We start from the raw sequence: 22,410 nt of genomic DNA, 5'->3' as shown, positions 1-22,410 counted from the left end.
GTGAATTTGGTCGACCGAAAGTGTATACACTTTGGCGCGAATCTGGCTATCATGCGGCGCATGGAAACGTCCAGCACGGCCCAGATCGTCGACGCCCTCACGCGCGCCATCGTCGAACACCGGCTGCGTCCAGGCACCAAGCTCGCCGAGCAGAAACTCGCCGATCACTTCGGCGTCTCGCGCACCCTGGTCAGGCAGGCCCTGTTCCAACTCTCCCAGAACCGCCTCATCCGGCTGGAGCCCGCGCGCGGCGCCTTCGTGTCCACGCCCTCGGCCGACGAGGCCCGCCAGGTCTTCGCCGTGCGCCGCATGCTCGAGGTGGAAATGACCCGCGCCTTCGTCCGCCAGGCCACGCCGGCCACCCTGCGCGCCCTGCGCGAGCACCTGGCGCAGGAGCGCCAGGCCGTGCTGCGGCAGGACGTGCCCGGCCGCACCGAGCTGCTGGGCGACTTCCACGTGCGCATGGCCGAGCTCATGGGCAACCGCGTGCTGTCCGACCTGCTGCGCGACCTGATCTCGCGCTGCGCGCTCATCACGCTCATGTACCAGAGCAGCGAGGCCGCCGCCGATTCGTGCGACGAGCACGCCGCCATCGTCAAGGCCCTGGCCGGTCGCGACGAGGCCCTGGCCGTGCGCCTGATGGAAGAACACCTGCAGCACGTCGAGGCCAGCCTGGCCTTCGACCGCCCCCGGCCCGCCAACGACCTCTCGCTCGCCCTGTCCTGAGCGCCTCCATGACCTACGACGCCACCGCCCCCTACCCGCGCGACCTCATCGGCTACGGCCGCGATGTGCCGCACGCCCGCTGGCCCGGCGGCGCGCGCATCGCCGTGCAGTTCGTCCTCAATTACGAGGAAGGCGGCGAGAACAGCGTGCTGCACGGCGACGCCGCCTCCGAGCAGTTCCTCTCCGAGATGTTCAACCCCGCGGCCTACCCCGCGCGGCACATCAGCATGGAGGGCATCTACGAGTACGGCTCGCGCGCCGGCGTCTGGCGCCTGCTGCGCGAGTTCGAGCGCCGCGGCCTGCCGCTCACCGTGTTCGGCGTGGCGCAGGCGCTGCAGCGCCACCCCGAGGTCTGCGCCGCCTTCACCGAACTTGGCCACGACATCGCCTGCCACGGCCTCAAGTGGATCCACTACCAGAACGTGGACGAGGCCACCGAACGCGCCCACATGGCCGAGGCCATGCGCCTCCTCACGGAGCTGACGGGCCAGCGCCCGCTGGGCTGGTACACCGGGCGCGACAGCCCGAACACGCGCCGCCTGGTGGCCGACTTCGGTGGCTTCGAGTACGACAGCGACTACTACGGCGACGACCTGCCCTTCTGGATGAAGGTGCGCAAGAGCGACGGCAGCGACGCGCACCAGCTCATCGTGCCCTACACCCTGGACTGCAACGACATGCGCTTCGCGCTGCCGCAGGGCTATTCGCACGCCGATCCCTTCTTCCAGTACATGAAGGACAGCTTCGACGCGCTCTACGCCGAGGGTGACCCGAACGGCCTGGACCGGCCCAAGATGATGAGCGTCGGCATGCACTGCCGCCTGCTCGGCCGGCCCGGACGCATCACCGCGCTGCAGCGCTTCCTGGACCACGTCCAGTCGCACGACGGCGTGTGGGTCGCGCGCCGCCTGGACATCGCGCGCCACTGGCGCGCCCAACACCCACTCACCGCCTGACACCATGGCCCTCACGCTCGACACCTTCAACGCCGCCGCGCCCGCCGAGGCCCTGCGCCTGCTCGACGGCCTGTACGAACACTCGCCCTGGGTGGTGGAACGCACCTTGGCCCAGCGCCCCTTCGCCAGCCTGGCCGCGCTCAAGTGGGCGCTGGTGCAGGCGGTGGCCCAGGCCACGCGCGACGAGCAGCTGGCGCTGATCCGCGCCCACCCCGAACTGGCCGGCAAGGCCATGGTGGCCCAGACCCTCACCAGCGAAAGCACGGGCGAGCAAAGCCGCGCCGGCCTCACGCATTGCACGCCCGAGGAGTTCCAGGCGCTGCAGCGGCTCAACGCCGACTACAACGCGCGCTTCGGTTTTCCCTTCATCCTGGCGGTGCGCGGGCCGCGCGGCAGCGGCTTCACGCGCCAGCAGATCATCGCCACCTTCCAGCGCCGCCTGCACAACCCGGTGGACTTCGAGCGCGAAGAGGCCCTGCGCAATATCCACCGCATCGCCGAGATTCGCCTGGCCGACAAGTTCGGCGCAGAACCCGCGCTGGGCCACCATGTGTGGGACTGGCACGAAGACCTGGCGCGCCACAGCGACCCGGGGTTCAAAGAGAGCGGCCAGCTCACCGTCACCTACCTCACCGCCGCGCACCAGGCCTGCCAGCAGGCGCTGATGGCGCGCATGCGCGAATGCGGCTTCGATGAGGTCTCCATCGACGCCGTGGGCAACGTGGTCGGCGTGTACCACGGCGCCACGCCCGATGCGAAGCGCCTGCTCACCGGCAGCCACTTCGACACCGTGCGCAACGGCGGCAAGTACGACGGGCGACTCGGCATCTTCGTGCCGCTGGCCTGCGTGCAGCGCCTCCACCGGGCCGGCCGGCGCCTGCCCTTCGGCGTCGAGGTCGTGGCGTTCTCGGAAGAGGAAGGCCAGCGCTACAAGGCCACCTTCCTGGGCTCGGGCGCGCTCACCGGCGACTTCAACCCCGCCTGGATGGACCAGACCGATGCGGATGGCGTGCGCCTGCAGGACGCCATGCGCGCCGCCGGCCTGCCGGGCACGCTGGACGCCATCGGCGCGCTGCGCCGCGACCCGTCGCGCTACCTGGGCTTCGTCGAGGTGCACATCGAACAGGGCCCGGTGCTCAACGAAATGGGCCTGCCCCTGGCCGTGGTCACCTCCATCAACGCCGGCGTGCGCCACATGGGCGAGGTGATCGGCATGGCCAGCCACGCCGGCACCACGCCCATGGACCGCCGCCGCGACGCCGCCTGCGCGGTGGCCGAGCTCGCGCTCTACATGGAGCGGCGCGCCGCCCAGGACGGCGACTCGGTCGCCACCATCGGCCTGCTCAACGTGCCCGGTGGCTCCATCAACGTGGTGCCCGGGCGCTGCCAGTTCTCGCTCGACCTGCGCGCGCCCAGCGACGCCCAGCGCGACGCGCTGGAGCGCGACGTGCTCGCCGAGCTCAGCGCCATTTGTGAACGCCGCGGCCTGGGCCAGCGCCTGGAGCGCACCATGACCGCGTCCGCCGCCCCCAGCCACCCCGACTGGCAGGCCCGCTGGGAGAAGGCCGTGGCCGCGCTGGGCCTGCCGGTGCACCGCATGCCCAGCGGCGCCGGCCACGACGCCATGAAGCTGCACGAGGTGATGCCGCAGGCCATGCTGTTCGTGCGCGGCGAAAACAGCGGCATCAGCCACAACCCTCTGGAAAGCAGCACCAGCGACGACATCGAACTGAGCGTGCTGGCCTTCGACCACCTCCTCGAGCAGCTCGCGAAAGAAACCGCCTGACCATGACCGCCCACACCCAACTCGACGCCTGGATCGACGCCCACTTCGACGAACAGCTCGCCTTCCTGCGCGAACTGGTGCGCGTGCCCACCGACTCGCCGCCCGGCAACAACGCGCCGCACGCCGAGCGCACCGCCGAGCTGCTGGCCCCCATGGGCTATGCCGCCGAGAAGCACGCGGTGCCCGAGGCCGAGGTGAGGGCCGCCGGCCTGCAGAGCATCACCAACCTCATCGTGCGCCGCCGATTCGGCGAAGGCGGCCCCACCATCGCGCTGAACGCGCACGGCGACGTGGTGCCCCCCGGAGAGGGCTGGACCCACGACCCCTACGGCGGCGAAATCGTCGACGGCGCGATGTATGGCCGCGCCACCGCCGTGAGCAAGAGCGACTTCTCCAGCTTCACCTTCGCGCTGCGCGCGCTCGAATCGCTCGGCGCGCCACTCAAGGGCGGCGTGGAGCTGCATTTCACCTACGACGAAGAATTCGGCGGCGAACTGGGTCCGGGCTGGCTGCTCGCCAAGGGCCTGACCAAGCCCGACCTGATGATCGCCGCCGGCTTCAGCTACCAGGTGGTGGTGGCGCACAACGGCTGCCTGCAGCTGGAGGTGACGGTGCAGGGCGAAATGGCGCACGCCGCCATCCCTGACAGCGGCACCGACGCGCTGCAGGGCGCCACCCACATCCTGAATGCCCTGTACGCGCTCAACCGCGACTACCTGCAGGTGCGCTCCAAGGTCGAGGGCATCAGCCACCCCTACCTCAACGTCGGCCTCATCAGTGGCGGCACCAACACCAACGTGATCCCGGGCAAGGTGGTGCTCAAGCTCGACCGCCGCATGATCCCCGAAGAAGACCCCGCGCAGGTGGAGGCCGCGCTGCGCGAGACCATCGCGCAAGCGGCGGCCAGCTTCGACCCGCCGCGCGGCGGCAAGGCGCTGCGGGTCGAGATCAAGCGCATGCTGCTGGCGCGCGCCATGAAGCCCCTGGCGGGCAATGCCGCCCTGGTGAAGGCCCTGCAGACGCATGGCGAGCAGGTCTTCGGTGAACCCATCCCCGCCGTCGGCACGCCGCTCTACACCGACGTGCGCCTCTACGTCGAGCGCGGCATCCCCGGCGTCATCTACGGCGCCGGCCCGCGCACCGTGCGCGAGTCCAACGCCAAGCGCGCCGACGAACACGTGCGCCTGGACGACCTGCGCCGCGCCACCAAGGTCGTCGCGCGCACGCTGCACGACCTGCTGCGGGCCTGAGGGCGCCGTTCACCAGCGGGACCGCACCCGGCGGCGGCGCGCCGGCGGGCCCGCCGCCGACCAATCCCTACCGGCTGGTGGTGTCCGGGACGTTCTGGCGCCAGGTGTAGTCGAACTTGCAGAAGTACTCCGCCACGAAGACACCCGGCATGGTGTTGGACACCGAGTTCTTCGCCAGTTCGCAGCCGCACGGCCCCATGCCGATGAAGTCGTTCTTGCTGCCAATAAACCCGTCGCGGATGGACTTGGTCCACTTGGGGCACCAGGCGTCGGCGTTCTTCTTGCCCGTGACCGTGCTGTCCCACTGGTCGGTCCGCACCTTGGGCAGGCCCGGGTAGCCGCGCTGGCCACCGCCGGCGTTCTGCGCGGGCGCCTGGGCGTTCCGGGGGCCCGCCGCCGGGGTGGTGGCGTTCCCTGGTGCCGTGGCCTGTGGCGTCGCGGCCGGCCGCGACGGCGCGTTCGCGGGCCGGCCCGCGGCGGCGTTGTCGGCCGCCCCCTGAAGCCGGCGGAACTCGGCCACGGAGACTGGCGTGGGGGCACGGCCTGCGGCCGCCACCGTGGGCGTGCGCGCACCGGGTGCCGCGGGCGGGCGCCCGCCGCGGATCAGTCCCGTCATCGAGTCGAGCGTCGCGCGGTCGGCCGCGGCCATGGCACGCGCGCTGCCATAAACGATGGCGGCGCCGGCCGCGACGTTCAGGACGGTGTTGAAGGCCTCCCGGCTGGCGCGCTGTTCCTCGGCCAGTTCCGCCGCATTGGCGGCGCGGTCCGCCACGAAGGTGGAGCGCAGGCTTTCCAGGTAGTCAGGGCGGGCGCGGATCAGCCGGATGTCCGCTTCGGGCCGGGTCGGCTCGCTGATGAACAGCCCGCGGACCACCTCGTCCAGCTCGGTGTCGATCCTGGCGCCGACGAAGACGAAGGCGCCCGAGCGCAGAAAGGTCTTGCCGTAGCCGGGCAGTTCCACCGAGTCGCGGATGGGGATGTAGTCGAACTCGCCTTCCCAGACGATGCCGCGCGTGTCGGTGTAGGTACCGCTCTTGTACGAGGACACGGTTTCCCGGGTGAAGGGATTGTTCACGGCGAAGAAGGTCCCGGAGAACGAGGCCACGCGCGGCGCCTGGCTCATGGCCAGCGAGTCCTTGATGCAGGTACGGATGATCGTGCCCGACACCGGGCGCTTCTGCGCGTCGTAGGTCAGGGCGTGCGTCCTGTCCGGCTGGCAGGGCCAGCGGATCTGGTAGGTGCCGGCCGTCTGCTCGCCGTTGACGCGCGCCCCGGTGACCTCGGTGCCATCGAGGTAGCGCAGGGTCCCGGTGCCGTTGCGGCAGTCCCCCGCGATGCACTCGGCGTGGGCCGGGCGCTTGAATTCCGCTTCGGTGTAGCTTCGGTTGGCACAGCCCGCGACCAGGCTCGCCAGCAACAGGTGGATCAATGGGCGCATGCTCAGTCCGCCGGGCAGGTGTTGGTCAGGACCTTTTCCCCCTCCTGCCAGCACACCGTCGAGGCCGCGATGGGGAACTGCCCCATCATGCCGGCGAAGGTCTGCTGGGGCCCGTGCAACTTGCCGTTGCGCCGCAGCGTGCGGGAATCGTGGTGCCCGGGGCCGCCGAACGCCCCATAGCCGTCCTCGACCACCTGCCCGTCCGGGCGCGAGAACCGCGTGCGGGTGGTCAGGCTGAGCGCGCCATCGACGGTGGTGCGGGCGATGGCCACCGAGGTCTTGGGCGCCGGCCCGGCCACCGTGAAGGCCATGAAGAACACGGTGGAGATCTTGGGCTTCGGCTGCGCCGCCATCATGTCCGCGGTCGCCCGGTCGGCGTACACCGTCTGCTGCGACAAGGTGGTCCCCGTCACCAGCACCGCGCCGTCCGGCCGGCCCTGCAGGGCCTGGGCCCGCACGCGGATGAGGTTGTGGTACTTGAGCGTGATCTGGCCGCTGCCGATGGTCTGGTCGTATTCGATCCAGAACTCGACGGGACCGGACAGCTTGCCGCCTTCACATTGGGCGCGCACCGGCGTGACCACCTTGTTGGCATAAACGATCCTGCTGGGCGGCAGGCCGCCGGAGCGCGCGTCGTTCACCAGCTCCGCTTTCGCCACCGGGTCGTTGTCCGAGTCGACGGTGTTCGCGAACACGTCCAGTTCGGCCTGGGACACGGCACAAGGCCAGGCCTGCCCGTCCGTGGGCGCGGCCAGCGCGACCGGCTGGGCCATGTACCGCTGGTACTCGGCGGTTGCCGCCGCCATCAGCGGCTGCAAGGGCTCGTCCTTCAGTGCAGGGAACGCCAGGGCCTGGCCGCACCACCAGGGCAAGGCCAGCAAAAGGCTCGCGCGCAGCGCGTGGGAAGGCTTCATGAACATGGGCATGGCTCTCGATGGGCTGGGACCACCCGAGCGTATTGAGCGGAGCCGTGCCGTCGAATAGTGCAGATGCACCATGGACCCGCCGTGCCATTGCCCTCCGTGACGCGGGTCACGCGCTGCCCTGGGTCAGCTCGGCGCGAGGTCATGCCCAGACCCGGCCGAAGCCGCCGTGTCCTCCTGCGACAATCCGCGCTCGCAACCGGTCCATTGAGGAGACAAGCATGACCCCCGCCGAACAGGCCTTGCGCGACGCCGCGCTTGAATACCACCGCGCGCCCCGCCGGGGCAAGATCGCCGTCACCCCGACCAAGCCGCTGTCCAACCAGCGCGACCTGTCCCTGGCCTACTCGCCCGGCGTGGCCTATCCCTGCCTGGAGATCCAGGCCGATCCCAACAAGGCCGCCGACTACACCAGCCGTGGCAACCTGGTGGGCGTGATCACCAACGGCACGGCGGTGCTGGGCCTGGGCGACATCGGCCCGCTGGCCGGCAAGCCCGTGATGGAGGGCAAGGGCTGCCTGTTCAAGAAGTTCGCCGGCATCGACGTCTTCGACATCGAACTCGCCGAGCGCGACCCGGACAAGCTGGTGGACATCATCGCCGCGCTGGAGCCCACGCTGGGCGGCATCAACCTCGAGGACATCAAGGCGCCCGAGTGCTTCTACGTCGAGAAGAAGCTGCGCGAGCGCCTCAACATCCCGGTCTTCCACGACGACCAGCACGGCACCGCCATCATCAGCGCGGCCGCGCTGATCAACGGCCTGGAGCTGGTGGGCAAGGCCATCGGCGAGGTCACGGTGGCCGTCTCGGGCGCCGGCGCCGCCGCCATCGCCTGCCTGGACGTGATGGTGGGCCTGGGCGTCTCGCGCGATCGCATCTACGTCTGCGACTCCAAAGGCGTGCTCTACCAGGGCCGCCCCGGCGGCATGGACGAGTCCAAGCAGCGCTACGCGCAGGCCACCGACAAGCGCACCCTGGCCGACGCGGTGAACGGCGCCGACGTGTTCCTGGGCTGCTCGGCCCCCGGCGTGATGACGGCCGAGATGGTCAAGACCATGGCCGCCAAGCCCATCATCCTGGCCCTGGCCAACCCCGAGCCGGAGATCCGCCCCGAGCTGGCCAAGGCCGTGCGGCCCGACTGCATCATCGCCACCGGCCGCAGCGACTACCCGAACCAGGTCAACAACGTCCTGTGCTTCCCCTACATCTTCCGCGGCGCGCTCGACTGCGGCGCCACCCGCATCACGGAAGAGATGAAGCTGGCCTGCGTGCGCCAGATCGCCGACCTGGTGAAAAGCGAGACCAGCGAGGAAGTGGCCAACGCCTACGCCGGCCAGGAGCTGAGCTTCGGCCCTGAGTACCTGATTCCCAAGCCCTTCGACTCGCGCCTGATCCTGCGCATCGCGCCCGCCGTGGCACAGGCCGCGGCCGACTCCGGCGTGGCCACGCGGCCCATCGCCGACATGGACGCCTACCGCCAGCAGCTCGGGCGTTTCGTCTACCAGACCGGCATCCTCATGCAGCCGGTGTTCAACGCCGCCAAGGCCCAGTCCAAGAAGGCGCGCGTGGCCTACGCCGACGGCGAGGACGAGCGCGCGCTGCGCGCCGCGCAGATGGCCATCGACGACGGCCTGGCCCACCCCATCCTCATCGGCCGCCCCGCCGTGATCGAGGCACGCATCGCCAAGGCCGGCCTGCGCATGCGCCTGGGCGTGGACGTGGAAAACGTCAACCCCGAGGACGACCCGCGCTTTCGCCAGTACTGGGAGCACTACCACCAGCTGATGGGCCGCCAGGGCGCCACGCCCGAGGTCGCCAAGGCCGCGGTGCGCCGCTCCAACACCATCATCGGCTCGCTCATGATCTCGCTCGGCGACGCCGACGCCCTCATCTGCGGCCTGGTGGGCAGCTACATGACGCACCTGGAGCGCATCGACAGCATCCTGGGTCGCCGCGAAGGCGCCAAGCTGTACGCCGCGGTCAACGCCCTCATGACCGACCGCGGCCCGGTGTTCATCGCCGACACCTACGTCAACGAGGACCCCAGCGCCGAGGAACTGGCCGAGATCGCCGGCATGGCCGCGCACGCGGTGCAGCGCTTCGGCCACCAGCCGCGCGTGGCCTTCCTGTCGCACTCCAGCTACGGCTCCAGCAAGCGCGCCTCGGCGCGCAAGATGGCGCGCGCCCGCGACCTCTTCGTGGCCACCCACCCCGGCATCGAGTGCGACGGCGAGCTGCACGGCGACGCCGCGCTGCAGCCCGAGATCCGCAGCGCCTACCTGGCCGAGAGCAGCCTCACCGGCTCGGCCAACCTGCTGGTGTGCCCGAACCTGGACGCGGCCAACATCCTCTACAACGTGATGAAGACCACCACCAGCGGCGGCGTCACGGTGGGCCCGGTGCTCATGGGCGTCAAGGGCGCGGTGCACATCCTCACGCCCGCGGCCACCGTGCGCCGCGTGCTCAACATGACGGCACTGGCGGCGGCCCAGGCCTGAGCGCGGCGCCCCCTCGGGACTGGCCCGAGGGCGCCGCGCACCACATCGGGGTAACAATGCGCCCCACGGCGGTGCCCACACCGCCGTGGGGCGTGCCATTTCAGGGTATGTCTGGATAACCCCGATCCGACCCCGCACGGAGAATGTGTATACAGATTTCGTGTGCAAAAGGGGCCACGGCCACCCCGCCGCCAGCGACCGCGCACTGGCACCGATGTTGCTATCCGTTCCGCATGGCCCGCCGGCCTCCGCCAGCGGCGCCTATCCACAACGACGACTCGCCAGCCTTGGAGAAACCATGAACAAACGCCGCTTCCTCCAGACCACCACCGCCCTGGCGCTGGCCGCCAGCTTCGCGGGCGCCGCGCACGCGCAAACCCCCATCAAGTTCCAGCTCGACTGGCGCTTCGAAGGCCCCGCCGCCCTGTTCCTGCAGTCCGCCGCCAAGGGCTACTACAAGCAGGCCGGGCTGGACGTGACCATCGATTCCGGCAACGGCTCCAGCGGCGCCGTCACCCGCGTGGCCTCGGGCACCTACGACATGGGCTTCGCCGACATGGCCGCCCTGATGGAGTTCCATGCCAACAACCCCGACGCGCCCAACAAGCCGGTCGCGGTGATGATGGTCTACAACAACACGCCGGCCGCGGTGCTCGCGCTCAAGAAAAGCGGCATCACCCAACCCAAGGACCTGGAAGGCCGCAAGCTCGGCGCGCCTGTGTTCGACGCCGGCCGCAAGGGCTTCCCCATCTTCCAGAAGGCCAACCACATCAACAGCGTGAGCTGGACCTCCATGGACCCGCCGCTGCGCGAGACCATGCTGGTGCGCGGCGACATCGAGGCCATCACCGGCTTCTCGTTCACCTCGCTGCTCAACCTGGAAGCGCGCGGCGTCAAGACGGAAGACGTGGTGATCCTGCCCTTCGCCGAGCACGGCGTGAAGCTCTACGGCAACGTGATCGTCGCCACGCCCAAGCTGATCGCCGAGAACCCCGGCGCGGTGAAGGCCTTCCTCTCGGCCTTCGCCAAGGGCGCCAAGGAAGTGATGGCCAACCCGGCCGCCACCATCGAGACCGTGAAGGCGCGCGACGGCATCATCAACGTGCCGCTGGAAACGCGCCGCCTGCAGCTCGCCATCGACGCCGTGGTGGCCAGCCCCGACGCCCGCCGCGAAGGCTTCGGCCAGGTCGTGCCGGGCCGCCTGGCCCTGATGGCCTCCGAGGTGTCGGACGCCTACGCCACCAAGACCCGCGTCGACCCGTCCAAGGTCTGGAACGGCTCCATGCTGCCCAGCAAGGCCGAACTCGACATCCTGCCGCCCGCCAAGAAGTAAGGCCCGCGCGGACCGGGGCCAGCCTCCCCAACGGGTGGCTGGCCCTTCTCACGAAAGAAGCCCATGTCGACCAACGCCCCGCCCCACGACGCCGCCTTCGTCGACTTCGACCAGGTCTGGCTCGCCTACAACGAGGACCTGCTGGCCCGCAAGGTCTTCGCCGTCGAGGACATCAACCTGAAGGTCAAGCGCGGCGAGTTCATCGCCATCGTCGGTCCCTCGGGTTGCGGCAAGTCCACCTTCATGAAGCTCACCACGGGCCTGAAGATGCCCAGCATGGGCAGCATCCGCATCGATGGCCAGCCCGTGACCGGCCCGCTGAAGATCTCGGGCATGGCCTTCCAGGCGCCTTCGCTGCTGCCCTGGCGCACCACGCTCGACAACGTGCTGCTGCCGCTGGAAATCGTCGAGCCCTACCGCCACCAGTTCAAGGACCGCCGCAAGGAGTTCGAGGAGCGCGCGCTCAAGCTGCTGGAGAGCGTGGGCCTGGGCGGCATGGGCCAGAAGTTTCCCTGGGAGCTGTCGGGCGGCATGCAGCAGCGCGCCAGCATCTGCCGCGCGCTCATCCACGAGCCCAAGATGCTGCTGCTCGACGAGCCCTTTGGCGCGCTCGACGCCTTCACCCGCGAGGAACTGTGGTGCACCCTGCGCGACCTGTGGGAAGCGCAGCGCTTCAACGTCATCCTGGTCACGCACGACCTGCGCGAATCGGTCTTTCTCGCCGACACGGTGTATTGCATGAGCAAGAGCCCGGGCCGATTCGTCGTCAAGCGCGAGATTCAGATTCCGCGCACGCGCGAGCTCGAAGTCACCTACACCAAGGACTTCACCGACGTCGTGCACGAACTGCGCGGCCACATCGGCGCCATGCGCAAGGCCGGCGCCGTCATCAACCAATGAGCGCGCCATGACCAGCCAACAACGAAAGAACCTCGAACGCCTCTCGCCGCTGCTGCTGCTGATCGCGATCGTCGTGGTCTGGGAACTCATCACGGTCGGCTTCGGCGTGTCCGAGTTCATCTTCCCCAGCCCCTCGCGCATCTGGGAACAGACGCTGGAGCACAAGGCCACCATCATGGGCCACGCCTGGCGCACCTTCTGGGTCACCATGGCCGGCTTCGGCCTCGCCATCGTGGTGGGCGTGCTGCTGGGCTTTCTCATCGGCAGCTCGCGCCTGGCCTACGCGGCGGTCTACCCGCTGATGACCGCCTTCAACGCCCTGCCCAAGGCGGCCTTCGTGCCCATCCTGGTGGTGTGGTTCGGCATCGGCGTGGGCCCGGCCATCCTCACGGCCTTCCTCATCAGCTTTTTCCCCATCATGGTCAACATCGCCACCGGCCTGGCCACGCTGGAGCCCGAGCTGGAGGACGTGCTGCGCGTGCTCGGCGCCAAGCGCTGGGACGTGCTCACCAAGGTCGGCCTGCCACGCTCCATGCCCTACTTCTTCGGCTCGCTCAAGGTCGCCATCACCCTGGCCTTCGTGGGCACCACGGTGTCGGAGATGACCGCCTCGAACGAAGGCATCGGCTACCTGCTGATCTCCGCCGGCTCATCCATGCAGATGGGGCTGGCCTTCAGCGGCCTGCTGGTGGTGGGCGTGATGGCCATGGCCATGTACGAGCTGTTCAGCTTCGTCGAGAAGCACACCACGGCCTGGGCGCACCGGGGCTCGCAGGGCGGCTGAAGATCGACCGGGCAAGCTTGACCGCCAGGAGCCGCGTGGGCACCGGCTCCCGCACCGGCGGCCCGGCGGGCCGCTCTGGAGAGCGCGCTGCGCGGGGCGTCGCTGGAGCGGAAAGCCGCTTGCCTGAAAGCGCTCGTGGAGCGGTACCCGCCCCTACACTCGCCGCATGCCCTGGCACGCCACCCTCGACCTGAGCTACCGCCGCGACGGTCCGCGCACCACGCTGCGGCACCGGCACGACGGACCGCTGCGCATCCTCAAAAGCCTCTACCCCGAGGGCGAGGGTGTCTGCCACAACGTGATCGTGCACCCGCCGGGCGGCCTGGTCGGCGGCGACACGCTGGACATCACCGCGCACGCCGAGGCCGGGGCCCACGGGCTCATCAGCACGCCCGGCGCCACGCGCTTCTACCGCAGCGATGGGGCTGAGGCCGCGCAGCGCGTGCAACTGCGCGTGGACGAGGGCGCGCGCCTCGAATGGCTGCCGCTGGAAGCCATCGCCTACCCCCAATGCCAGGCGCGCAACGCGCTCACCCTGGAGATCGCCCCGGGCGGCGAGTGCCTGGGCTGGGACGTCTGTGCCCTGGGCTTGCCCGCCGCCGGTCAGGCCTTCAACCAGGGCCGCCTGCTGCAGGAGCTGCAGTGGCCCGGCGTGTGGCTGGAGCGCGCGCGCATCGACGCGAGCGACACCCGCCTGCTCGACAGCCCCCTGGGCCTGGCCGGACAACGCGCCCTGGGCACGTTGTGGCTGGCGAGCGGCGAGCCTTGGCCCAGCGCACGGCGAGAGGCCCTGCTCGACAGCGTGCGCCTGGCCCTGGCCGGCGCGGCTCCCGAGGTGCGGACGGGCGCCACCTGCCCCGACCCGCGCCTGCTCCTGGTACGGGCGCTCGGGCCCCAGGTCGAACCGCTCATGGCGGCCTTGCAGCGCGCCTGGGCGGCGCTGCGCGAACACGCCTGGTCGCTGGGCGGCACGGCCCCCCGCATCTGGCGGGTCTGACACCGGCCCCACCGGGACCCGGCCGCAAGATCGGACGCCCTGGACAGGCAGGTGCAGCCGGCGCCCACCCGCACGCCGCGCCCTCTGCCGCGACGCTCGGCACCGATCGAGGCATCTGCGCCGCCCGCACCGCGCTTTTTTCGGCACCGGCCCCGGCCCCCAGCCCGCAGAATCCCCACACGGCCCCCTGCGGGCCGGGCCGTTTCATGCACGTCACCACCAACCCACTGCACACCGCATCGGCCCTTGTCATCGAGGGCAACGCCCAATCGCGCGCGATCATCGTTTCGCAGCTGCGGGACCTGGGCGTGGGCAACGTGGCGCAGTGCGCGCGCGTGCACGACGCGCGCCGCCGCCTGGAGGCGCAACGCTACGACGTGGTGGTCTGCGAACAGCGCTTCGACAAGGAAAGCTACTCCGGGCAGGAGCTGCTGGACGACCTGCGCCGCCACCAGATCCTGCCCTTCCACACGGTGTTCGTGATGCTCACCGCCGAAGCCACCTACAGCAGGGTGGCCGAAGCGGCCGAGTCGGCGCTTGACGCCTACCTGCTCAAGCCGCACACCGCCGCCAGCCTGGGCGAGCGCATCCAGCTCGCGCGCCAGCGCAAGCAGGTGCTGCACGCCATCTTCACGGCCATCGACGCGCAGGACTTCGACCACGCCACCGCGCTGTGCCTGGCGCGCTTCGAAGCCCGACAAGCCTACTGGCTGTATGCCGCGCGCATCGGCGCCGAGCTGCTGCTGCGCGCCGGCCACATCGGCGAGGCGCAGCGCCTGTACGAGGCCGTGATCGAGGCCAAGACGCTGCCCTGGGCCCGCCTGGGCGTGGCGCGCGCGCAGCTCGAATCGGGCGTGCCTGCCAAGGCCGTCAGCACCATCGAAAGCCTGCTGGTGGACGACGACGCCTATGCCGACGCTTATGACGTCATGGGCCGCGCCCAGTTCGAGCTGGGCCAGTTCGACCACGCGCTGGGCACCTATGCCATGGCCACGCGGCTCACGCCGCATTCGGTGAGCCGGCTGCTCAAGCACGGCATGCTGGCCTTTTATGGCGGCGACCGCGGCGAAGGCGTGGCCCTGCTGGACCGCGCGGCGCGCCTGGGCGTGGACTCCAAGCTCTTCGACCCCCAGGCGCTGGTGCTGCTGGCGCTGGCGCGCTTCGACAACAACGACACGCGCGGCCTGCAGCGCTGCGTGGACCAACTGGCGCGCACCGCCGAGCGCAGCTTCGAGCCCGAACGCCCGCGCCGCCTGCACGAGGTGGCCGCCGCCATCAACAACCTGCACAACAAGCTGGGCGCGGCCGCGCTGGACACCACGGTCCGCCTCATGGGCGAGGTGCTCGCGCCCGGCTTCGACACCGAGAGCGCCTGCAACCTGATCACGCTGATGGTTCGCCTGGCCCAGCGCGGCACGGCGCCCGCCGGGGCCGACACCGCCATCGGTGCCATCTCCCTGCGCTTTGGCACCAGCCGCGCCATGAGCGAGCTGCTGGCCTGCGCGGCCAAGGGCCATGAGGCCTGGGCCGAGACCCTGCGGCAGGGACACGCGCGCGTGCTGCACCTGTCCGAACACGCCATGCGCATGAGCCTCAAGGGCGACCCCGCCGGCACGGTGGAACAGCTGCTGGCCGACGCCGAGCGCACGCGCAACGCCAAGCTCATCGAATCGGCCCACCAGGTGCTGCAGCGGCACGCCGATCGCATCGCCACGCGAGAAGCCCTGCAGCAGCGCGTGGACGCCATGCGCCAGAGCTACCGCGCCCGCCCGCTGCGCCTGGGCGACCACGCCGGCGTGACGCCGGGTGGCGTGGCGCTGTCGACGGGCTACCGGGAACCCGAACGCGCCGGGCTGCTCGACGCGCGGCCGGCCTGAGGCGGCGGGGCCAGGCGAGGGCCTGGCCCTCAGAACTCGGCGAACAGCTTGACCGCGACCTCGCGGAACCACCGGTGGGCCGGGTCGGCCTCGAAGCGGTGGCTCCAGTGCAGCGAGACCGTGAAGTCGGCGCCCTCGAAGGGCGGCTCCAGCACCGCGCAGCCGCCGGCCTGAACGAAGCCGCGCGCGATGTTGCGCGGCATCACGCCGCACAGGTTGGTGGCCTGCACGATGGAGGGCAGCACCATGAAGTGCTCCGTGGTCAGGCGCAGGCGCTCCTGCAGCCCCGTGCGCTGCAGGATGCGCAGCGTGTCGGCGTGCGCGCGCACGGCCACGAAGTCCAGCTGCTGCAGCGCGCGCAGCTGCGCCACACCACGCAGCTTGCGCAGCGAGGCCTCCATGGGGTGGCCGGCGCGCATCAGCACCACGTAGCGGTCGTGCAGCAGCTCCACGCGGCGCGTCTCGCGAACCTGCGGCAGGAAGCCGAAGGCGAAATCGATCGCGCCCGCGTCCAGCGACTCGGCCAGCGCCGCGTGCGGCACCGGCCGCGTGGCCACGCGCACGCCGGGCGCCTGCGCGTGCAGCCAGGCCATCAGCTCGGGCAGGAAGCGCCCCTCGCCGATGTCGCTCATGTGCACACGGAACAGGTGGCGCGAGGTGGCGGGGTCAAACACGCGGGTGCGCCCGAGCGCGCCTTCCAAAGCGTCCAGCGCGTCCTGCACCGCTTCGGCCAAGGCCACGGCGCGCGGCGTGGGCCGCACCCCGCCGGGCGCGCGCGTGAACAGCGGGTCCTTCACCAGCAGGCGCAGCCGCGTGAGGCCGTGGCTCACCGCCGGCTGCGTCAGCCCCAGGCGCTCGGCCGCCCGGCTCACGCTGCCCGCGCGGTACACCTCGGCAAACAGCCGAAGCAGGTTCAGGTCGAGGTCTTTGACATGCATGAATCTAATGTCAGTTAGTCGGCTCATTGTATGGATCGATGCCGATCGAGCGCCCATACTCGCGTGTTCGACACGACAAACCCACGGAGACACAGGCCTTGGAAGTTTCATTTGGCGAGGAAATCCAATCCCTCCAGCTCGGCGCGGGCCAGACATTTCACGGTGAGGGCATCCTCGCCATCACCAAAGGGCTGCTGCAGTCCGGCGTGTCCTACGTGGGCGGCTACCAAGGCGCACCGGTCTCGCACCTGCTCGACGTCATGGTGCAGGCCAAGCCCTACCTCGACACCCTGGGCGTGCACGTGGAGGCCTGCTCCAACGAGGCCTCGGCCGCGGCCATGCTGGGCGCGTCCATCCACTACCCGGTGCGCGGCGCGGTCACCTGGAAGTCCATCGTCGGCACCAACGTGGCGGCCGACGCGCTGTCCAACCTGGCCTCGCCCGGCGTCACCGGCGGCGTGCTGATCGTCGTCGGCGAAGACTACGGCGAGGGCGCCAGCGTGATCCAGGAGCGCACCCACGCCTACGCGCTCAAGAGCGGCATGCTGCTGCTCGACCCGCGGCCCGACCTCGCGCGCATGGTGCACATGGTCGAGCACGGCTTTCGCCTGTCGGAGGCCTCGAACATGCCGGCCATCATGGAGCTGCGCATCCGCGCCTGCCACGTGCGCGGCAGCTTCGAGACCAAGGACAACCTCGCGCCCGCCATCTCCACGCGCCAGCTGATCCAGGAGCCGGCGGGCTTCGACTACATGCGCCTGGCCCACCCGCCCGTGACCTTCCGCCACGAGAAGCTCAAGGGCGAGCAGCGCATCCCCGCCGCGCGCCGCTACATCGCCGAGAACGGCCTGAACGAGCTGTTCGAGGGCGAACACAAAGACCTCGGCCTCATCGTGCAGGGCGGGCTCTACAACACCCTCATCCGCTCGCTGCAGCAGTTCGGCCTGGCCGACGCCTTCGGCGAGTCGAAGATCCCCATGCTGGTGCTCAACGTCACCAGCCCGCTGGTGCCCGATCAGCTGGAGCGCTTCTGCGAAGACAAGCGCGCCGTGCTCATGATCGAGGAAGGCCAGCCCGAGTACATCGAGCAGGAGCTGGCCACGCTGCTGCGCCGCGCCGGCATTGCCACGCCGCTGCACGGCAAGGACCTGCTGCCCAGCGCCGGCGAATACACGGCCGAGGTGATGTCGCAAGGCCTGGCCGGCTTCGTCGAGAAGTACCTGGCCAGCGATGCCGCCGCGCTGGGCTCGGCGCGCGCCTGGCTGCAAGGCAACGCGCAGCGCCGCGCCGACGTGGCCAAGGCCGTGGGCGGCGCCCTGCCCGCGCGCCCGCCGGGCATGTGCATCGGCTGCCCCGAGCGGCCGGTGTTCTCGGCGCTCAAGCTGGCCCAGCAGGACGTGGGCCCGGTGCACATCGCGGGCGACATCGGCTGCCACGCGCTCGCCACCTTCGAGCCCTTCTCCTTTGGCCACTCCATCCTGGGCTACGGCATGAGCCTGGCCAGCCGCGCGGGCGTCTCGCCGCTGATGCGCCGGCGCGTGCTGTCGGTGATGGGCGACGGCGGCTTCTGGCACAACGGCCTGCTCACCGGCGTGCAAAGCGCTCTCTTCAACGGCGACGACGCGGTGCTGCTGATCTTCAAGAACGGCTACACCTCGGCCACCGGCACGCAGGACATCATCTCCACGCCCGACGACGAGGCCAAGGCCGCCGCGCCCAACAAGGCGCAAAGCCTGGCCCACGTGAACCAGACCATCGAGAGCACGCTCAAGGGCCTGGGCGTGCAATGGATGCGCACCGTGCACACCTACGAGGTGGACACCGTGCGCGCCACGCTCACCGAGGCCTTCACCACCGAGTTCCAGGGCCTCAAGGTCATCGTGGCCGAGGGCGAATGCCAGCTGGAACGCCAGCGCCGCATCAAGCCCTGGATCGCCGGGCTGCTGAAGAAGGGCCAGCGCGTGGTGCGCGTGAAGTACGGCGTGGACGAGGACGTCTGCAACGGCGACCACGCCTGCATCCGCCTGTCGGGCTGCCCCACGCTCACGCTCAAGGACAACCCCGATCCGCTGAAGGTCGACCCCGTGGCCACCGTCATCGACGGCTGCGTGGGCTGCGGCCTGTGCGGCGCCAACGCGCACGCGGCCACGCTGTGCCCTTCCTTCTACCGCGCCGAGGTGGTGCAGAACCCGAAGTGGCACGAGCGCCTGCTCGATGCCGTTCGCGCGCCCTTCGTCCGCCTGTTGCAAGCCGCCTGATACCGACATGTCTTCCGCCCAACCCATTTCCCTCCTGCTCTGCGCCCTCGGCGGCGAAGGCGGCGGCACGCTGACCGACTGGCTGGTGGACACCGCGCGCCACGCCGGCTACGCGGCCCAGGCCACCAGCATCCCCGGCGTGGCCCAGCGCACCGGCGCCACCACCTACTACCTCGAGGTCTTTCCCACGCCGCTGGCCGAGCTGCGCGGCCGCCGCCCGGTGTTCGGCCTGAACCCGCTGCCGGGCCGGCTCGACGCGCTGGTCTCCTCCGAGCTGCTGGAGACCGGCCGCCAGATCGGCAACGGCCTGGCGTCGGGCGAGCACACGCTGGTCATCACCTCGTCCTCGCGCGCCTTCACCACCGCCGAGAAGATGGTGATGGGCGACGGCCGCCGCGACGAGGCCCCGCTGCTGGCGCTGGTGCGCGAGCACAGCCGCGCGCACCACGTGCTGGACATGGCCGCGCTCACGCGCGAGGCCGGCACCGTGGTCAGCGCGGTGATGCTGGGCGCCATCGCCGCCAGCGGCCTGCTGCCCTTCACGCGCGCCGACTACGAGGCCGTGGTGGGCGGCGCCGGCGGCCACGCCAAGGCCAGCCTGCGCGGCTTCGCCCTCGCCTTCGACGCCGTGAGCGCGCAGCGCGAACAGGCGCGCTGGGTCGAGCAGGTGATGAACGACGACGCCGAAGCGCCGGTGCCCGCGGCCGCCACGCCGCCCGCCCTGCTGGCGCCATTCCCCACCGCGCTGCACGACATCCTGGCCCTGGGCCACGCGCGTGCGGTTGAATACCAGAACGCCGCCTACGGCCTGCGCTACCTCGAGCGCCTGCAGCGCGTGCTCGCCGCCGAGCGCGCGGGCGATCCGGCCGGCGCGCAGGGCTTCGCCGCCACGCGCGAGGCCGCGCGCTGGCTCGCGCTGTGGATGGCCTTCGACGACATCGTGCGCGTGGCCGAGCTCAAGGCCCGCGCCAGCCGCGCCGAGCGCGTGCGCCGCGAGGTCAAGGCCGGCAACGGCGATCTGCTGCGGGTCTACGACCACTTCAAGCCCGGCGCGCCCGAGTTCGCCGCCATGCTGCCCGAGTCCCTCGCGCGCCGCGTGCTGGCCTGGGACCAGCGCCGCGTGCAGCGCGGCCAGGCGCCCTGGGCGCTGCCGCTCAAGGTGTCCAGCCATGGCGTGCTGGGCCTGCTCGCGCTGCGCGCGCTGGCCGCCACCAAGCGCCTGCGCCCCCTGGGCAGCCGCTTCGCCACCGAACAGGCGCTCATGGACCGCTGGCTGGCCGCCGTGGAGCGCGGCGCGCGCGCCGACGCGCGCCTGGGACTGGAGCTGGCGAAGTGCGGCCGGCTCATCAAGGGCTACGGCAGCACCAACGAGCGCGGCAAGGACAACCTGCTGCACATCGTGGACCACCTGTCCGACGCCACCAAGGCCGGCGCCGCCGAGGCCGTGGCCCAGGCCCGCGAGGCCGCGCTGGCCGACGAGGCCGGCACCGCGCTCGACCGCGCCCTGGTGCAGCACGGCGCGCCCGCGCGCCCGCTCAAGGCCCAGCCCATCCGCTGGCACCACAACCCGCGCCTGAAGAAGCCGGCCCACTGAGTTCCGTTCCCCTCCACAACACGCACATCCAGGAGACCCGCATGAAATCCCTGCTCACCGCCACCGCCCTGGCCGCCGCCACGCTGCTGGCCGCCCCCGCCGCGCTCGCGCAGGCCTGGCCCGACAAGCCGGTCAAGGTGATCGTGGGTTTCGCGCCCGGCGGCGCGGCCGACCAGATCGCGCGCCTGGTCTCCACCCCCCTGGCCGACGCCCTGGGCCAGACCGTGGTGGTGGAGAACCGCGCCGGCGCCAACGGCAACGTGGCGGGCGACGCCGTGGCCAAGTCGCCGGCCGACGGCTACACCCTGCTGCTGTCCTCGGGCGGCATGGTCTCGGTGAACCCGCACCTCTACGCCAAGATGGCCTTCGATCCGGCGAAGGACCTGGTGCCCGTGGCCTCGGCCGCGCGCATCGCGGTCTACCTGATGGCGCGCAACGGGCTGGAGGTGAACAACATCCAGGAATTCATCGCCTACGTGAAGGCACGCCCGGGCAAGCTCAGCTACGGTTCGCCGGGCAACGGCAGCTCGCCGCACCTGGCCGGCGAGATGTTCAAGAGCCAGGCCGGCCTGTTCGCCGTGCACGTGCCCTACCGCGGCGCGGCGCCCGCGCTCAACGACCTGCTGGGCAACCAGATCGACTACACCTTCGACCCGGGCATCGGCCTGCAGCACGCCAAGAGCGGGCGCCTGAAGCTGCTGGCCGTGGGCAGCAGCAAGCGCTCGCCTCTGTTCCCCAACGTGCCCACGCTGGACGAGGCCGGCCTCAAGGGTTTCGACGCCGACACGGTGTTCGGCTTCTACGCGCCGGCCGGCACGCCGCCGGCCGTCATCGCGCGGCTGAACACCGAGATCAACAAGATCCTGGCCACGCCCGCCGTGCGCGAGAAGATGATCAACCTCGGCGGCGAGGCCCTGCCGCTGTCGCCCGCCGAGTTCGGCAAGCGCGGCATGGACGACTCCAAGCGCTTCGGCGCGGTCATCAAGGAACGCAAGATCACGGCGGACTGAGCAAGGCGTTCAGGCCATCACCACCGCAATGAAGGCCAGCATGAACATTTGCAATACCGCCATCAGCGGCAGCACCAGCGGCATGATGGGCATGACCTCGTCGAGAATGTCCTGGGCGAACTCGTCGGTGTATTCCTTGAGCTCCGGGTCCGAGTAATCCTTCGGGTGCTCGGCCAGCGCCTGGTCGGGGGGTGGGTACTTGTGCGTCATGGCAGGGGCCCTCACAACGGTTGATGGGCAATGCGCGCGGCAAGCGGCGTTCCTGCGGGCACGTCCGGGTGAATGCGCCGCGCGCCGCGCCCACCGGGACCGTGCCATGGTGCGCCCGTGCCCCAGGCCTGTGCGCAGAGACCCCGTCGGCGGCGCGGTTGGCCAGGACTTGGCCGAACCAGCGGATCAGGCCCCGACCCTGGGCTGGCGCCGCGGCCTCAGATGGCCACCAGCTGCCGCACGCCCTTCTCCGCCATCTCGCTGCCCGGCCCGCTGGCGATGACCTCGCCGCGCTCCATCACCAGGTAGCGGTCGGCCAGGGCCTCGGCGAAGTCGTAGTACTGCTCCACCAGCACGATGGCCATGGGCTCGCCGTCCAGGCCCCGCGTGGCGAGCTGGCGGATCACGCGGCCGATGTCCTTGATGATGTTGGGCTGTATGCCTTCGGTGGGCTCGTCCAAGATCAACAGCTTGGGCCGGCTCGCCAGGGCGCGCGCAATGGCCAGCTGCTGCTGCTGGCCGCCCGAGAGGTCGCCGCCGCGGCGGCCCAGCATCTGCTTGAGCACGGGGAACAGCTCGAACAGCTGCGGCGGCACGGGCGTGCCCAGGGGGCGCGTGGCCAGGCCCATCTGCAGGTTCTCCTGCACCGTCAGGCGCGCGAAGATCTCGCGCCCCTGCGGCACGTAGCCCATGCCCAGGCGGGCCCGCGCGTACGGCGGCGCCGCGCGCACGGAGCGGCCGTCGAACACCACCTCGCCGCTCTTGAGGGGCACCAGGCCCATCAGGCACTTGAGCAGCGTCGTCTTGCCCACGCCATTGCGGCCCAGCACCACCGTCACCTCGCCCGCGCGGGCCTGCAGGTTCACGCCGCGCAGGATGTGGCTGCCGCCGTAGGCCTGGTGAATGTCTCTCGCGTCGAGCATGGGGAGTCC

Annotated in this window: 18 protein-coding genes; 13 read left to right on the top strand and 5 right to left on the bottom strand. The window is 70.6% G+C overall.

Going from position 1 to position 22,410, the window contains the following annotated elements; all coding sequences use genetic code 11:
- Positions 1 to 51 precede the first annotated feature (51 nt).
- Genes DY262_RS13210 through DY262_RS13195 form a run of 4 tightly spaced genes read left to right on the top strand, consistent with a single transcriptional unit; the run spans position 52 to position 4,718 of the window.
- Positions 52 to 726 carry a GntR family transcriptional regulator gene (locus DY262_RS13210; protein ID WP_116959516.1) on the top strand — a complete coding sequence of 225 codons (675 nt, stop codon included), beginning with the start codon at positions 52 to 54 and terminating at the stop codon, positions 724 to 726.
- An 8-nt stretch (positions 727 to 734) separates the two neighbouring features.
- Positions 735 to 1,682 (top strand): allantoinase PuuE, encoded by a 948-nt coding sequence (gene puuE, locus DY262_RS13205; RefSeq protein WP_116959515.1) that lies wholly within the window; start codon positions 735 to 737, stop codon positions 1,680 to 1,682.
- Between the two features lie 4 nt (positions 1,683 to 1,686).
- Positions 1,687 to 3,468 carry a 2-oxo-4-hydroxy-4-carboxy-5-ureidoimidazoline decarboxylase gene (gene uraD, locus DY262_RS13200; RefSeq protein ID WP_116959514.1) on the top strand — a complete coding sequence of 594 codons (1,782 nt, stop codon included), beginning with the start codon at positions 1,687 to 1,689 and terminating at the stop codon, positions 3,466 to 3,468.
- A 2-nt stretch (positions 3,469 to 3,470) separates the two neighbouring features.
- Positions 3,471 to 4,718: a M20 family metallopeptidase gene (locus tag DY262_RS13195; RefSeq protein ID WP_116959513.1), complete on the top strand. Its 1,248-nt coding sequence runs from the start codon at positions 3,471 to 3,473 to the stop codon at positions 4,716 to 4,718.
- Positions 4,719 to 4,785: 67 nt separating this feature from the next.
- On the opposite strand, the gene DY262_RS13190 is transcribed toward DY262_RS13195, so the two are convergent.
- Both DY262_RS13190 and DY262_RS13185 read right to left on the bottom strand, forming a co-directional pair.
- Positions 4,786 to 6,156 (bottom strand): hypothetical protein, encoded by a 1,371-nt coding sequence (locus tag DY262_RS13190; protein WP_147326231.1) that lies wholly within the window; start codon positions 6,154 to 6,156, stop codon positions 4,786 to 4,788.
- Positions 6,157 to 6,158: 2 nt separating this feature from the next.
- Positions 6,159 to 7,070 carry a hypothetical protein gene (locus tag DY262_RS13185; protein ID WP_181936496.1) on the bottom strand — a complete coding sequence of 304 codons (912 nt, stop codon included), beginning with the start codon at positions 7,068 to 7,070 and terminating at the stop codon, positions 6,159 to 6,161.
- 230 nt (positions 7,071 to 7,300) lie between these two features.
- Between DY262_RS13185 and DY262_RS13180 the strand changes: the two genes are divergently transcribed.
- The 6 genes from DY262_RS13180 (at position 7,301) to DY262_RS13155 (ending at position 15,468) form a co-directional block, all read left to right on the top strand.
- Positions 7,301 to 9,577, top strand: coding sequence for an NADP-dependent malic enzyme (locus tag DY262_RS13180; RefSeq protein ID WP_116959510.1), 2,277 nt, complete (start codon positions 7,301 to 7,303; stop codon positions 9,575 to 9,577).
- A gap of 298 nt (positions 9,578 to 9,875) precedes the next feature.
- Positions 9,876 to 10,910, top strand: coding sequence for an ABC transporter substrate-binding protein (locus tag DY262_RS13175; RefSeq protein ID WP_116959509.1), 1,035 nt, complete (start codon positions 9,876 to 9,878; stop codon positions 10,908 to 10,910).
- Between the two features lie 63 nt (positions 10,911 to 10,973).
- Entirely contained in the window at positions 10,974 to 11,810 is an 837-nt protein-coding gene (locus tag DY262_RS13170) for an ABC transporter ATP-binding protein (protein ID WP_116959508.1), read from the top strand.
- Positions 11,811 to 11,817: 7 nt separating this feature from the next.
- A complete protein-coding gene (locus DY262_RS13165; protein ID WP_116959507.1) occupies positions 11,818 to 12,594 on the top strand; it encodes an ABC transporter permease in 777 nt (258 codons plus the stop codon).
- A 166-nt stretch (positions 12,595 to 12,760) separates the two neighbouring features.
- Positions 12,761 to 13,591: an urease accessory protein UreD gene (locus tag DY262_RS13160; protein WP_116959506.1), complete on the top strand. Its 831-nt coding sequence runs from the start codon at positions 12,761 to 12,763 to the stop codon at positions 13,589 to 13,591.
- Between the two features lie 206 nt (positions 13,592 to 13,797).
- A complete protein-coding gene (locus tag DY262_RS13155) occupies positions 13,798 to 15,468 on the top strand; it encodes a response regulator (protein WP_116959505.1) in 1,671 nt (556 codons plus the stop codon).
- Positions 15,469 to 15,497: 29 nt separating this feature from the next.
- On the opposite strand, the gene DY262_RS13150 is transcribed toward DY262_RS13155, so the two are convergent.
- Positions 15,498 to 16,406 (bottom strand): LysR family transcriptional regulator, encoded by a 909-nt coding sequence (locus DY262_RS13150; protein WP_181936495.1) that lies wholly within the window; start codon positions 16,404 to 16,406, stop codon positions 15,498 to 15,500.
- A gap of 98 nt (positions 16,407 to 16,504) precedes the next feature.
- Between DY262_RS13150 and DY262_RS13145 the strand changes: the two genes are divergently transcribed.
- Genes DY262_RS13145 through DY262_RS13135 form a run of 3 tightly spaced genes read left to right on the top strand, consistent with a single transcriptional unit; the run spans position 16,505 to position 21,268 of the window.
- Positions 16,505 to 18,664: a thiamine pyrophosphate-dependent enzyme gene (locus DY262_RS13145; protein WP_116959504.1), complete on the top strand. Its 2,160-nt coding sequence runs from the start codon at positions 16,505 to 16,507 to the stop codon at positions 18,662 to 18,664.
- 7 nt (positions 18,665 to 18,671) lie between these two features.
- Positions 18,672 to 20,258, top strand: coding sequence for an indolepyruvate oxidoreductase subunit beta family protein (locus DY262_RS13140; RefSeq protein WP_116959503.1), 1,587 nt, complete (start codon positions 18,672 to 18,674; stop codon positions 20,256 to 20,258).
- A gap of 41 nt (positions 20,259 to 20,299) precedes the next feature.
- Positions 20,300 to 21,268, top strand: a complete 969-nt coding sequence (locus tag DY262_RS13135) for a tripartite tricarboxylate transporter substrate binding protein (RefSeq protein ID WP_116959502.1) — start codon at positions 20,300 to 20,302, stop codon at positions 21,266 to 21,268.
- Between the two features lie 9 nt (positions 21,269 to 21,277).
- On the opposite strand, the gene DY262_RS13130 is transcribed toward DY262_RS13135, so the two are convergent.
- Complete coding sequence (locus tag DY262_RS13130) at positions 21,278 to 21,478, bottom strand: hypothetical protein (protein ID WP_116959501.1); 201 nt, start codon at positions 21,476 to 21,478, stop codon at positions 21,278 to 21,280.
- 218 nt (positions 21,479 to 21,696) lie between these two features.
- Positions 21,697 to 22,401, bottom strand: coding sequence for an urea ABC transporter ATP-binding subunit UrtE (gene urtE, locus DY262_RS13125; protein ID WP_116959500.1), 705 nt, complete (start codon positions 22,399 to 22,401; stop codon positions 21,697 to 21,699).
- Between the last annotated feature and the right edge of the window lie 9 nt (positions 22,402 to 22,410).

This window comes from Hydrogenophaga borbori (genome assembly GCF_003417535.1).
Lineage (GTDB): Bacteria > Pseudomonadota > Gammaproteobacteria > Burkholderiales > Burkholderiaceae_C > Hydrogenophaga > Hydrogenophaga borbori.
This window is presented reverse-complemented; position numbering and strand designations above follow the sequence as displayed.

Bases quoted from the DNA above. Each gene is read 5' to 3' on its own strand.
- DY262_RS13210 (WP_116959516.1), top strand. From the start codon at position 52: ATGCGGCGCATGGAAACGTCCAGCACGGCCCAGATCGTCGACGCCCTC.
- puuE (WP_116959515.1), top strand. From the start codon at position 735: ATGACCTACGACGCCACCGCCCCCTACCCGCGCGACCTCATCGGCTAC.
- uraD (WP_116959514.1), top strand. From the start codon at position 1,687: ATGGCCCTCACGCTCGACACCTTCAACGCCGCCGCGCCCGCCGAGGCC.
- DY262_RS13195 (WP_116959513.1), top strand. From the start codon at position 3,471: ATGACCGCCCACACCCAACTCGACGCCTGGATCGACGCCCACTTCGAC.
- DY262_RS13190 (WP_147326231.1), bottom strand. From the start codon at position 6,156: ATGCGCCCATTGATCCACCTGTTGCTGGCGAGCCTGGTCGCGGGCTGT.
- DY262_RS13185 (WP_181936496.1), bottom strand. From the start codon at position 7,070: ATGAAGCCTTCCCACGCGCTGCGCGCGAGCCTTTTGCTGGCCTTGCCC.
- DY262_RS13180 (WP_116959510.1), top strand. From the start codon at position 7,301: ATGACCCCCGCCGAACAGGCCTTGCGCGACGCCGCGCTTGAATACCAC.
- DY262_RS13175 (WP_116959509.1), top strand. From the start codon at position 9,876: ATGAACAAACGCCGCTTCCTCCAGACCACCACCGCCCTGGCGCTGGCC.
- DY262_RS13170 (WP_116959508.1), top strand. From the start codon at position 10,974: ATGTCGACCAACGCCCCGCCCCACGACGCCGCCTTCGTCGACTTCGAC.
- DY262_RS13165 (WP_116959507.1), top strand. From the start codon at position 11,818: ATGACCAGCCAACAACGAAAGAACCTCGAACGCCTCTCGCCGCTGCTG.
- DY262_RS13160 (WP_116959506.1), top strand. From the start codon at position 12,761: ATGCCCTGGCACGCCACCCTCGACCTGAGCTACCGCCGCGACGGTCCG.
- DY262_RS13155 (WP_116959505.1), top strand. From the start codon at position 13,798: ATGCACGTCACCACCAACCCACTGCACACCGCATCGGCCCTTGTCATC.
- DY262_RS13150 (WP_181936495.1), bottom strand. From the start codon at position 16,406: ATGCATGTCAAAGACCTCGACCTGAACCTGCTTCGGCTGTTTGCCGAG.
- DY262_RS13140 (WP_116959503.1), top strand. From the start codon at position 18,672: ATGTCTTCCGCCCAACCCATTTCCCTCCTGCTCTGCGCCCTCGGCGGC.
- DY262_RS13135 (WP_116959502.1), top strand. From the start codon at position 20,300: ATGAAATCCCTGCTCACCGCCACCGCCCTGGCCGCCGCCACGCTGCTG.
- DY262_RS13130 (WP_116959501.1), bottom strand. From the start codon at position 21,478: ATGACGCACAAGTACCCACCCCCCGACCAGGCGCTGGCCGAGCACCCG.
- urtE (WP_116959500.1), bottom strand. From the start codon at position 22,401: ATGCTCGACGCGAGAGACATTCACCAGGCCTACGGCGGCAGCCACATC.